We start from the raw sequence: 12719 nt of genomic DNA, 5'->3' as shown, positions 1-12719 counted from the left end.
GAAGATAATATGAAAAAAATTACATTAATACCTGGAGACGGGATTGGATATGAGATCTCCGAAAGCTTAGTAAAAATTTTTGATGCTGCAAAGGTTCCTATAGAATTTGAAACTGAAAATGCAGGGTCAGATGTTTATGAAAAAACAGGGGAACTTATACCTGAAAGTCTTTATGAAAGTGTTAAAAGAAATAAAATTGCGATAAAAGGACCTATTACTACACCTATCGGAAAAGGGTTTAGAAGTATCAATGTGTATCTCAGAAAAAAATATGATTTATACACAAATTTTAGACCTTCTAGAAATTTGCCTGGAATTGAAACTCGATATAATAATATTGATTTGGCTATTTTTCGTGAAAATACTGAAGGAATTTATATCGGCGAAGAAAAATATGAAAATGAAGAAAAAACTAGTGCAATTGCTATAAAAAGAATTACGAGAAAAGGCAGTAAACGAATTATCCAAAGTGCTTTTGAATATGCAAAAAATAATGGAATTTCAAAAGTTACAGTTGTTCATAAAGCAAATATTTTGAAATTTACTGATGGAATGTTTTTGGATATTGCGAGAGAAATTTCAAAAGAGTATGAAAATATTCAGTTGGAAAAGCTTATTATTGATAATATGTGTATGCAGCTTGTTACGAATCCAGAAAGATTTAAAGTGATTGTTACGATGAATTTATATGGAGATATTTTGTCTGATTTAGTGGCTGGGCTTGTCGGAGGTCTTGGAGTTGCACCTGGAGCTAATATTGGAGATGACATTGCTATTTTCGAGGCTGTGCATGGATCAGCACCAGATATTGCAGGACAAAATAAAGCAAACCCGCTTGCATTATTACTTTCTTCAATAGAAATGTTAAAATACTTAAAACTTGATAATTTTGCTAAAAATATTGAAAATGCAATTTTAAAAACATTAACTGATGGATGTAAGACTGCAGATTTAGGTGGAAGTGCAACAACTACTGAGTTTACAGATAGAATTATTGAAAATCTGAAATAAGGAGTTGGGAAAAAATGAAAAGCGATTTTATTAATGAGCTGGGAGTTATGTTTACTGAAAACAATTATATTTCAGATGATATTTACAATAAATTAAATGTAAAAAGAGGGCTTAGGAATAAAAATGGAACGGGTGTCCTTGTTGGATTGACAAAAATTGGTTCTGTTTTAGGATATTCAATAGATAAAGATGGAAAGAAAGTTCCATCAGAAGGAAAACTTTATTATCGTGGTATTCCTATTGAAAAACTTGTAGCTCAATTTAGAAAAGAAAAGACTTTCTGTTTTGAAAAAACAATGTTTTTATTACTTTTTGGAAAAGTTCCTTCAAATTTTGAATTAAAAATGTTCATTAGTACTTTAAAAGAATACCAACATTTACCAGATGAATTTATCGAAGATTTTATACTAAGAAAGCCAGGTACTGATATAATGAATCAGCTTCAACGGTCTGTGTTGTGTCTTTATACTTTGGATGAAAATCCAGATGATATCAGTCTTTCAAATTTGATTGACCAATCTCTAAATTTGATTGCAAAATTTCCAAGTCTTCTTGTTTATTGTTATCAAGCATGTAATTACAAGCATTTTAATAAGAGTTTAATCATTCATAATCCAGTAGAGGAATATAGTATTGCACAGAATATCCTTCACATGCTTAGAAGCGATAATAACTTTACAGAATTGGAAGCTGAAGTATTAGACTTAATTTTAGTTATTCATGCAGAACACGGAGGAGGAAACAACTCAACTTTTACTTCTCATGTAGTTTCTTCAACTAGAACAGATACATATTCATCAATTTCAGCTTCAATCGGTTCTTTAAAAGGCCCTATGCACGGAGGAGCAAATTCGATGGTTACAAAAATGGTAGAAGATATTAAGAAAAACACTAATCCTTATGATGAGGTTAAATTGAAAGAATATTTGAAAAAAATTTTTCAAAAAGAAGTATTTGATAAGAAAGGTAGGATTTATGGTATGGGACATGCTGTCTACACAATCTCAGATCCTCGTGCCGTGATTTTAAAGAAAAAAGCTTATGAATTAGCAAAAGAAAAAAAAGCGCTTGAAGAATTTGAATTATTTTCAAGTATTGAAAAACTTACTAGAGAAATTGGAAAGGAACTTAAAGGAAAAAATTTTGAAATTTGTGCAAATGTTGATTTATATTCAGGTTTTGTGTATAAGCTTTTGAATATTCCACAAAATATTTTTACTCCACTTTTTGCACTTTCGAGGATTGCTAGCTGGAACGCACATAGAATGGAACAAATTTTGGTTGATAAAAAATTGATTAGGCCAGCTTATAAGGCAATTGATGAAAATGGAAATGTATTTTTATAAATTCGTAAATCAGGGAGAAAGTTTTGTTCTCCTTGTTTTTTTATAAATTAATTTTTATTTACTGACCATTGTTATTTTTCTATTTATAGGATATAATAAATTGATGTTTCTTGAAAGGAGATATGTCTGTGAGTAAATATAAGGAAGTTTATAATGACATAAAAGAAAAAATTACAAATGGAACATTTAAGGCAAGGGAATTTTTAGAAAGTGAATCTGAACTTGCACGTAAATATTCATATTCTAAAGATACGATAAGAAAGGCACTTTCTATGCTTGAATTGGATGGATATATTCAAAAAATCAAGGGGAAAAATTCGATGGTTTTAGAGAATGGAAGATTTAAAAACAGCTTATCAAATCTTAGGACTTCAAAGGAACTTAACAAAATTGAAAATATTGATATTGCGACTAATTTAGTTGAATTGAGTGTCGTTAGTGGAATTAAGGAAATTATGGATATTTTTGAAGTATCTGAAGAAGTTTCATTTTACAAGGTTTCACGTATTCGTATTTTAGAGGGGGAAGCTCTTGAGTATGAAACAACTTATTTTGATATGAGGATTGTTCCATTTTTGGATAAAAAAATTGCAGAAAGTTCAACTTATGATTATCTTGAAAAAAAATTACATTTGAAAATATCTCATTCACGGCGTGAAATAAAATTTAGGTATGCAACTGAAGATGAAAAGAAATATATGGATTTAAAGGATTTTAATGCAGTCATTGTAGTTGAAAGTCACACTTACTTGTCTAATGGAACATTATTTCAATATGGTATAAATTCCTACAGGCCAGATAAATTTGTATTTTCGACAGTAGCAAAAAGATAGGTTGGTGAAAATTTATGAGAATCTTAGTAATTGAAGATGAAAAAAATTTAAATGATATAATTGTTAAAAGGTTAATTTTAGAAAAATATGGTGTTGACACTTGTTTTAATGGAAATGATGCGCTTGAATATATTTTTTCAACTGAATATGATGTTATTGTATCGGATATTATGCTACCAGGAATAGATGGATTTGAGATTTTAAAGAGAATAAGAAAAAAGGAAATAAAAACACCAGTTTTATTACTTACTGCATTAGATGGAATTGAAGATAGGGTAAAAGGACTTGATTATGGAGCTGATGACTATTTGGTGAAACCATTTGCATTTGATGAGCTGATGGCAAGAATAAGAGTGCTTTTACGAAGAAATTCAACAAATGGAAATTTCAATGCAAGTAATGTATTTTCAATTGCAAATTTAAGAGTAAACTGTAATTCTCACGATGTTTTTCGTGATGATGTTCCAATAAAACTATCAACAAGAGAATTTACAATTTTAGAATACATGATAAGAAATAAGGAACGTGTTCTTTCAAGAGAACAAATCGAGCAGCATATATGGAATTATGACTATGAGGGTGGTACAAATGTTATTGATGTTTATATTAGATATTTAAGAAGAAAGATTGATAAGGATTTTGATCCTAAATTAATTCACACAGTCCGTGGAATTGGTTATGTTCTGAAAGTTGAATAAATTTAAAGCTAAATTAATTTATTAAAATAATTATTTAGAAGTAGTTTTTGAAAAATAAAAGCCGAAAAAGAAATCGAAATAGGGAAAGTAAAAACATGAAAAGATTTGTTAATAGTAACTGGATACAATTAAAAATAGGTCTATGGTATATGGGAATTATGATTTTGCTTGTACTTTCTTCATTATATATTGTATTTTATATAAGTGAAAATATTATTCATTCAAGTGTGCGAACTTATTTAAAAGATGTTGTAATTCACAGGCTTGACTATTTAACTATAAAAAATGGAGAAATTATAATTGACAGCAATTTTGATACGATGATTCAAAATGTGGAAATTTCCATTTATGACAAGGATTTCAAATTTCTGTATGGAAATTCTCCAAATGGATTTGAGATGGATAATAAAAAATCGAAGGATGATAAAATTATAATTGTAAGAAGTCATAATCAAAAGTGGTATGTTTATAATAAAATGATTAATCTTGGGAGCTATGGAAAAGTATGGATTCGAGGAGTAATGCCTAATATTGGACAATCTAATGCTATTGAAACGGTCATTCATATTTCCTTTATAATTTTGCCGTTTTTTCTCATACTTTCAGCAATTGGAGGATATATTATTACAAAAAATGCTTTTACACCAATTAAGAAAATTAGGAAAATTGCAGAAGAAATTAACGAAGGAAATGATTTATCACAACGTATTGACCTTGGAAAAGGCGATGATGAACTTCACACTCTTGCAAATACTTTTGATGTGATGTTTGACAGGCTTCAAACGTCCTTTGAAAATGAAGTGCAGTTTACTTCAGATGTTTCCCATGAATTAAGAACTCCTATTACAGTCATACTGACACAGTCAGAATATGGAAAAAACCATATAAAATCAGTTGAAGAAGCAAAAAATTCCTTTAAAATTATCGAAAAGGAAGGACAAAAAATGTCAAAACTGGTGTCGCAGTTATTAACTTTGGCACGTATGGAACGTGGAAAACAAAAATTGAATTTGGAAAACATCAATTTAAGTGAATTGCTGGAAATGACTGTCGAAACTCAAATTTGTGCTGCAGAAGCTAAAAATATAAAATTTATCACAAAAATTGTCCCAGAGATTTATGCAAAAATTGATGAAATGATGATTATGCGAGTTTTTACAAATCTAATATCAAATGCAATTTCCTATGGAAAGCCAAATGGAACAATTATTATTGAATTATTTTTAGAGGAAAATAAAATTATCAGTAAAATTTCTGATGATGGAATAGGAATTCCGAAAGATGAACTAGATAAAATATGGCTACGATTTTATCAAGTGGATCCGTCTAAAAGTGGTGATAGCTCAGGACTTGGACTTTCTATGGTAAAAAAAATTATAGAGCTTCATAATGGAGAAATTTTTGTGGAAAGTAAATTGGGAGCAGGAACAACTTTTATAGTAATCTTGTAAAAGAAAAAATGTTAAGTAAAAAATTAAAAAAATTTATCACTCTGAAATACCGATTAATTGGAATTAATATACAAGATTAAAAAAATTTTCAAAAAATGAAAAATTCTCATTTTTCTTTAATGTTTATGTGGTATTATTAAATTGTCAGAAGGAACGATACATAGCTCAACTTAAAGTATCAGATTTATTTACTCGAGTAAAGCAATTTAATTTAAATAGTTTACGTGAAAATGAAAAAATTATATTAGTGTTATGAAGAAAGGAGAAATTTAGTAATTGTATATTATGAAGAAAAAGGTATTATAAATAGATAGATATTTTAAAATGGAAGGGAGGTCGGCTTGTGAAAATCAGATTTTTAAAAATGACGTTATTAGGAATGTTATTAGCCAGTTTACTAGTTTTTTCAGGCGGAAAGGAAAGAAAAAAATTGAATGTAATCAAGGCAAAACAGATTGCTCTAGCCAAAGTTCCCGGAGCGACATTTGCAAATGTTCTTGAATTTGATGTGGAAGATAATAGGTTTTATAAGGGTAAAATTAATTATCGGAATGTTGCTTATAATTTTGAAATAGATGTTTATACTGGAAAAGTAATTAATTGGAGTGAAGAAAAAAGTAGTAATAAATAAAAAAGTGTTTATGGAGAAAGTATATGATAAATAGAATAATAAAAAAGGAAAGTTTTAACTATACAATTACTTTAGTAATATTTCTTCTTTCTATCAGTTTCTTGACAAAGGGAAGTATTATTGGGCAAAGAAATAAAATGGAGTTAGTGCCGAAAATTAATATAAAAACTTCTGACACACAAATAACACCAAATAAAGCAAAGGAAATTGCATTGGCACATGCTGGAGTTGCAGAGGCGGCTGCTAATTTTAAAAAGATTAAATTAGATAATAAAAATGGAAAATCTATTTATGAAATAGAGTTTATTGCAAATAAATCTAGATATGAATTTATTGTTGATGCAAAAAATGGTTCAATTATAAAATTTGAAAAAAGATAATTGTGTTTAAATAAAGAAAGAGTTAAATAAAAGTGATGAAAAATGAAAAAATTTAAAGTAAAAAAATAGAGACTATTATTTATTAATTTAAAAATAGTCTTTTTTTTGTATATTAATATTAATTAATAAGTTTATTACTTTATAGTATTACCCATTTAAAAAACAGAAATCTATTTTAATTATTTGAAAATAAATATCAGGTTTAATCTACTAAAAGATCTATAATAAATTCGATATTTAAATAGGATTTAGTATTAAATATTAAAATAATAGTAAAACTAAACCTCGTTAAAAATCGGAAACTAGAATTTATTTAATAGCAAGAGATTTTGCTTTAAAATATTTATAATAAAACAACTATTTTAATGAGGATTAGTTTTTTAAAAAGTTAATATATAATTCAAAATATATTTGTTACATCATTCCAAGATAAGCTGCTCCTAAAATTCCAGCATCATTTCCAAGAGTGGCTGTAGCAAGTTTTAAATTTTCAAGAGTTGACGGGAATGCGACATCTTTTAATTTTTCCTTTACACGGTCAAACAAAATATCCCCAGAAAGTGCAACTCCTCCACCAATTACAACAATTTCAGGATCTAATGTACTAAGCAAATTTCCGATACCAAAAGCTAATTTTTCAGCTTCGTAATCCACAAGTTCAAGTGAAAATTTATCATTTTCTTTAGCAGCATCAAATACATCTTTTGCTTCCAATTCTCTGCCTTTTGTCATTTCATAAAGCAAATTTTGCTTGTTTACTGCAAGACGGCTATTTGCTTCACGAATTATTCCAGTAGCAGAAGCATAGGCTTCCCAGCATCCCTTTTGTCCGCATCCGCATAATTTTCCATTTGGTTCAATTTTTATATGTCCAACTTCTCCACCGGCTCCATTTTCTCCACTGACAAGTTTTCCATCTACAATAATTCCACCACCAATTCCAGTTCCAATAGCAAGTCCTAATACGTTTTTATATCCTTGAGCTGCACCTTTCCACATTTCTCCAAGTGTGATAACATTGACATCATTATCAACTTTTACTGGTTTTCCAAGATTTTTTTCAAATTCTAGTGCAAGGTCAACTCCGTTTTTCCAAGGGAAATTTGCCCAGAATTTAACAATTCTAGAATTTAGTACAGGACCTGGAACTCCTACACCAACTGATAAAACATCATCAAAGCTGATGTTGCTTCCTTCAACTTGAGTAAGCAAAATTTTTGACAATCTTTGAATTGTTTCTGAAAATCCTTCCATTGAATCGGTTTTTACAATAGTTTTAAAAATAATATTACCTTTTTCATCTACAAGTCCAATTTTTGTATTAGTTCCTCCTAAATCAATTCCTACATAGTATTTCATAAGTCCTCCTAATCATTATAATTTTTTTATATATGTTTTATTTATTTGAAATTAAATATAAATTATTATTAATACTAGTCTACCTCATTTATTTGGTATTGTCAATATTAAAGATTTACTTTTGTGCCATGTCTTTTGATTTTTCTGTGCAGGCTTTAACTGCTTCCATTACAGTTCCCCTAAATTTACCATCTTCTAGTACTTTTAAAGCAGCAATTGTAGTTCCTCCAGGAGAAGTCACTTCGTCCTTCAAAATGCCTGGATGTTTTTTTGTTTCAAGCATCATTTTGGCAGAACCTAAAACAGCTTGAGCAATTATTTCATAAGCCTTATTTCTAGGCATTCCTTCTAAAACTCCGCCATCAGCAAGGGCTTCTATAAACACATAGACGTATGCTGGAAGAGAACCGCTAATTCCAGTATAAACATGCATAAGTTTTTCTTCAATTTCTACACTTTTCCCAAAACTATTTAACAATTTAAAGATAACATTTTTTTCATTTTCTTCAATATTTGAATTAAAGGAAACTGCTGTCATTCCCTGCATAACTTGAGCAGGTGTATTTGGCATTGTCCTTACTACTTTTTTATCATTTCCAATATTTTTTTCAATAAAGTCAATGCTAACTCCAGCTGCAATTGATAAAATTATTGTATTTTTATCCAATTTATCTTTAATTTTTTTCAAAACTATTGGTACAATATTTGGTTTTACCGAAAGAATAAGAATGTTGCTTTTTTCTACAAGCTCATTTTCACTTTCAGCTGCTTTAATACCGTATTTCTTTACTAAGTTTTCAACTTTTTCTTGATTTAAATCAAAAACAGTTATATCATCACTTACAAGAAAGTTAGAAGTTATAACACCTTTTAATATCGAACTTCCCATGTTTCCAGCTCCAATAATTCCTAATTCCATTTTAAATCATCTCCTTTTTTTTGCTTATTTTTCATTTTTTACTTTAAAAATTTTTTTGCTTTTTTTATAAATAGTTTCATTAATTCCCAATTTTAAATTCACAAGACAAGCTATCACAAAAAAATAATCTGAAAGCCTATTTATATATTGAAGTCCGATTTTATTTACATTTTCGCCTGCTTCAATTACAGCTATCATTTTTCGTTCCAAGCTACGAGTGCTTGTCCGCATAAGATGAAACATGCTTGACATTCTGCTTCCTCCAGGAATTACAAAACATTCTAATTTAGGCAATTGTGGAATATATTCATCCATTCTTTCCTCAAGCCATTTCACATCATCAATTGTTTGCTTGTACTCTCGTAATCCATCAGGAGTCGCAAGGTCACTTCCACAGTCAAAAAGTTGCTGCTGTATATTTTCACATTCTTCACGTATCTTTCCAAGTACATCATTCAGCTTTTCATCTTCACGAATTTCGGCAATAATTACTCCAAGTAATGAACAAACTTCATCCATCGTTCCATACGCTTCTACTCTAACATGAGTCTTGCTGACTCTTTGTCCACCATAAAGTCTTGTAAAACCTTCATCACCATATTTTGTGTATATTTTCATAAATATCAACTTCTTTTAATATATTTTTATTATTTTACAATAATTTTTTAATTTTTAAATTTCATATAAATTATCTATAAATTCATCAAAATTATCCGCTATTTTTATAACAAATGTAAATGCGTAATAAAAATAAATTCCTCCATTCACTTTGTGTAAAAGAAAAATTTCATCTTCTTTATTTTCAATTAAATCAAGCGGAATCAAATCATCTCTTAATTTTTCCTCGTTATCTAATCCAATATGAGGAGAGTGTTTCCAATTTTCCACACATTCCTCTAAAACTCTATCTTCAAAGAATAATCGCCATACACTTAATAATTTTTTATCGCAAAAAAAGGCTTCTATTTCTTCATTAAACATTTCTTTTTCTTCTTCATCTTCCAAATCGTAAGCATCTTTATACATTTCATATAAAATTTCTTTAATTTTTTCATAAGTTTCATTTTTTAATTTATAACCATATTTTCCAGAACAATAAATAGCATCATTTTCTTCTATCAAATTTCTATATTTATTTAACCCTAATTTATCAAGTAATTCTGTTGATAAATATTTTCTTTCATCAAAATTTTTTCTTTTATCCAGTTCAAAATACTCCATCATTTCTTATATTTTCTCCTATTAATTATTATTTCATTTGCTAACAATTTCCACACTTTTTCTATAAAATATTAGACCAATATTTACTTTTCCTTATTTTTCCAATAATCCCACTACTTCAATATGCCCAGTCTGCGGGAACATATCCACAGGAGTAACTTTTTTTAATACATACCCATTTTCAGTCAAAATCTTCACATCTCGTGCAAAAGTGGCAGGATTGCAGGAAATATAGACAATTTTTTCGATTCTATTCTGTACAACACTCTTTAATGCTGATTCTTCGATTCCTCGTCTTGGCGGGTCAAAAACTATTGCTCCGACATTTTCTCTCTTCAAAATTTTTGGGAGTTCCTTCTCAACTTTTCCATTTACAAATTCTACATTTTGAATGGAGTTTTCATAAGAAGTTAGTTTTGCGGCAAGTGTTGAACTTTCCACGCTTTCAATTCCAATAACTTTTTTTATGTTTTTTGAAAGCATCATTGCAATGGTTCCAGTTCCTGAAAATGCGTCAATTACTGTTTTTTCGTAGATTTTATCAATATTTTTATTTTCTTCATTCAAAAATTTTATTGCAACATCGTAAAGTTTTAGTACCTGTTTTTTATTAATTTGAAAAAATGAATTTGGATAAATTTTGAATTTTAATCCTTCCATTTCCTCTTCCAAATACTGACTTCCAAATAAATGGACATTTTTACCTAAAATTACGTTATTCTGTTCAGTTTTTACAGAAATATAGATTGATTTTATGTAGTCATTTTCATCGTACATATCTTCCAGTACTTTTGAAAGCTGATTATACTGCGAATTTTTATTTACGACAACAACTATCATAACTTCATCTTTTTCATTATTTCTAATCATTATCTGCTTCAAAAATCCAGTATTATTCACTTCGTTAAAAACTTTAAATTCCTTTTTTGTACCTGCAAAACTATTTACTTTCTCCAAAAATTTATCAATAATTATTTTGGCAATTTCTGACTTTAGAAGACTTTTTTTAGCTGAAAATACATTGTGGGACTTTCTTGAATAAAATCCCGTCTGAATAATTCCATTCTTTTTGAAAAATGGTTCAGCCGTCTTGTTTCTATAATTAATTTTTTTATCACTTCCAATAATTTTACTAATTTTTACTTTTCTCAAATCAATTTCAGCAATCTTTGTCAACACTTCTTCAAGCATTTTATCCTTATATTCAAGCTGTTTCTCATATTTAAGCATTCCAAAATCACAGCCATCAAAATCCTCAAAACTAATTTTGGACAAATCTTCAATCCTGTCCTTTGATGGTTCAATTATCCTAGTTATAAGCCCTCTTGCATACGACTTTTTTACCGAGATAATCTCCACTTCCAATTTATCTCCTGGCACACTCATCGGTACAAATACTGTAAACCCATCAACTCTTCCAAGTCCTTCTCCACCAAACACTATTTTTTCTATTTCAATTTCCAGCTTTTGCCCAACTTCATAATTATTTTTTATTTTATTCATCTTATTCCTTTTTTATTTCAAATATTCTAAAATATTTTTCAATTGTAATCCCATTCCGATTTTTAAACTTTCCTCATCAATATTAAATTTTGGATGGTGCAGATCGTAAATTAAGCCTTTTTCTTCCACTCTTGTTCCTAGTCTGAAAAAACATCCAGGGATTTCATTTAGAAAATAACTAACATCTTCAACATCCATTCTAGGCTGCTTTATTAGTTCCAAAGCACTTTTACCATACAAATCAACAATGTTATTTTCTACTCTTTCTGTCATTTCGTCATTATTAATTACAGGTGCATAACCACGTACAATATCAACATTTACTGTTCCACCTAATGCTTCTACAAATTTTGGTAAATCTCTTTCTAATGTTTCGATTATAAATGTTCGTGTTTCTTCAGACATTGTTCTAGCTGTTCCCTTCATTTCCACTTTGTCACAGACAACATTATCAGCAAAACCCCCATTAAATGCCCCAATTGTAATTACAGACTCTTCTCTTGGGTCAATTCTTCGGCTAACTATTGACTGTAGGTATTCCATAACTTTCGCTCCGATTAAAATTGCATCTACTCCTTTGTGTGGTAATGCAGCGTGGGCAGAAGTACCATTTATCGTAAGGTGTATTCTTGCTGATGAAGCATGTGCTTTTCCATACTTTATCCCAATTTTCCCAAGTTCTATTTCTGGAGCCATGTGTAATGCAAAAAAAGCATCTATTTTTTTATCTTTTTCCTTTTCAAATTCCAATGCTCCAGCTTTTATCATTCTGTCTGATCCTCCAGAAGTTTCCTCGGCAGGCTGAAAGAAAAATCTTACAGTTCCATTCCATTTATCCTTATTTTCTGCCAAAATCTTTGCTACCCCAAGCTGAATAGTTGTATGTGCATCGTGTCCGCAAGCATGCATTTTACCAATATTTTTTGACTTGTACTCAACTTCATTTTCTTCCAAAATTGGTAATGCATCAATATCCGCACGAGTTGCAACTGTCTTATTTTTCATATTTTCCTTATCATTATAGATTGTCGCAACCACTCCAGTATTTATAATTTCAAAAAATTCAATACCATTTTCTGTCAAAAATCTTTTTATCAATTTACTTGTTTCAAACTCTTCATCCCCAAGTTCAGGGTTTTCGTGAATAGTTCTTCTAACTTTTACCATTTCATCATAAATTTTATCAACATTTTCCTTTATAAATTTATTTATTTCTTGTGAATCCATTTTTATCACTCACTTTCTAAAAAATTATTTAATTTCATTATATCAAAAAATATTGGCTTTGTAAATTTTTGAAAAATAAAACAAATAGTAGCGGTATTTATAAAAAATGATTGGATATGAACAAGAGAAGCAAGAAGATA

The 12719-nt window shown here is 29.1% G+C and carries 13 protein-coding genes; 7 read left to right on the top strand and 6 right to left on the bottom strand.

Annotated elements, in window-relative coordinates:
* The first annotated feature begins 9 nt into the window (after positions 1-9).
* From FVE73_RS06025 to FVE73_RS05995, 7 genes are all read left to right on the top strand, one after another.
* On the top strand, positions 10-1011 hold the full coding sequence (locus tag FVE73_RS06025) for an isocitrate/isopropylmalate dehydrogenase family protein (RefSeq protein ID WP_018497876.1): 1002 nt from the start codon (positions 10-12) through the stop codon (positions 1009-1011).
* A 14-nt stretch (positions 1012-1025) separates the two neighbouring features.
* Positions 1026-2357, top strand: coding sequence for a citrate/2-methylcitrate synthase (locus FVE73_RS06020; protein WP_018497877.1), 1332 nt, complete (start codon positions 1026-1028; stop codon positions 2355-2357).
* 128 nt (positions 2358-2485) lie between these two features.
* Entirely contained in the window at positions 2486-3190 is a 705-nt protein-coding gene (locus FVE73_RS06015; protein WP_018497878.1) for a UTRA domain-containing protein, read from the top strand.
* A gap of 14 nt (positions 3191-3204) precedes the next feature.
* A complete protein-coding gene (locus FVE73_RS06010) occupies positions 3205-3888 on the top strand; it encodes a response regulator transcription factor (RefSeq protein WP_018497879.1) in 684 nt (227 codons plus the stop codon).
* Positions 3889-3983: 95 nt separating this feature from the next.
* Positions 3984-5339, top strand: a complete 1356-nt coding sequence (locus tag FVE73_RS06005; protein ID WP_018497880.1) for a sensor histidine kinase — start codon at positions 3984-3986, stop codon at positions 5337-5339.
* Positions 5340-5682: 343 nt separating this feature from the next.
* A complete protein-coding gene (locus FVE73_RS06000; protein WP_018497881.1) occupies positions 5683-5970 on the top strand; it encodes a PepSY domain-containing protein in 288 nt (95 codons plus the stop codon).
* Between the two features lie 23 nt (positions 5971-5993).
* Complete coding sequence (locus FVE73_RS05995; RefSeq protein WP_018497882.1) at positions 5994-6350, top strand: PepSY domain-containing protein; 357 nt, start codon at positions 5994-5996, stop codon at positions 6348-6350.
* A gap of 414 nt (positions 6351-6764) precedes the next feature.
* Here FVE73_RS05995 and FVE73_RS05990 read toward each other — a convergent pair whose 3' ends face one another.
* The 6 genes from FVE73_RS05990 to FVE73_RS05965 form a co-directional block, all read right to left on the bottom strand.
* A complete protein-coding gene (locus FVE73_RS05990; protein WP_018497883.1) occupies positions 6765-7709 on the bottom strand; it encodes an ROK family protein in 945 nt (314 codons plus the stop codon).
* 115 nt (positions 7710-7824) lie between these two features.
* Positions 7825-8628: a pyrroline-5-carboxylate reductase gene (gene proC / locus FVE73_RS05985; RefSeq protein WP_018497884.1), complete on the bottom strand. Its 804-nt coding sequence runs from the start codon at positions 8626-8628 to the stop codon at positions 7825-7827.
* A 24-nt stretch (positions 8629-8652) separates the two neighbouring features.
* Positions 8653-9246, bottom strand: a complete 594-nt coding sequence (locus tag FVE73_RS05980; protein ID WP_018497885.1) for a cob(I)yrinic acid a,c-diamide adenosyltransferase — start codon at positions 9244-9246, stop codon at positions 8653-8655.
* A gap of 54 nt (positions 9247-9300) precedes the next feature.
* A complete protein-coding gene (locus FVE73_RS05975) occupies positions 9301-9852 on the bottom strand; it encodes a hypothetical protein (RefSeq protein WP_018497886.1) in 552 nt (183 codons plus the stop codon).
* Between the two features lie 90 nt (positions 9853-9942).
* The gene (gene rlmD / locus FVE73_RS05970) at positions 9943-11352 is read right to left on the bottom strand and encodes a 23S rRNA (uracil(1939)-C(5))-methyltransferase RlmD (protein ID WP_018497887.1); all 1410 of its coding nucleotides are present in this window, start codon (positions 11350-11352) and stop codon (positions 9943-9945) included.
* Positions 11353-11364: 12 nt separating this feature from the next.
* On the bottom strand, positions 11365-12579 hold the full coding sequence (locus tag FVE73_RS05965) for a M20 metallopeptidase family protein (protein WP_018497888.1): 1215 nt from the start codon (positions 12577-12579) through the stop codon (positions 11365-11367).
* Positions 12580-12719 lie beyond the last annotated feature (140 nt).

The sequence above is a fragment of the Leptotrichia wadei genome, assembly GCF_007990545.2.
Taxonomy (GTDB): domain Bacteria; phylum Fusobacteriota; class Fusobacteriia; order Fusobacteriales; family Leptotrichiaceae; genus Leptotrichia; species Leptotrichia wadei.
Note: the sequence above shows the minus strand (reverse complement) of the source record. Positions and strands in the feature narration are given on the sequence as shown.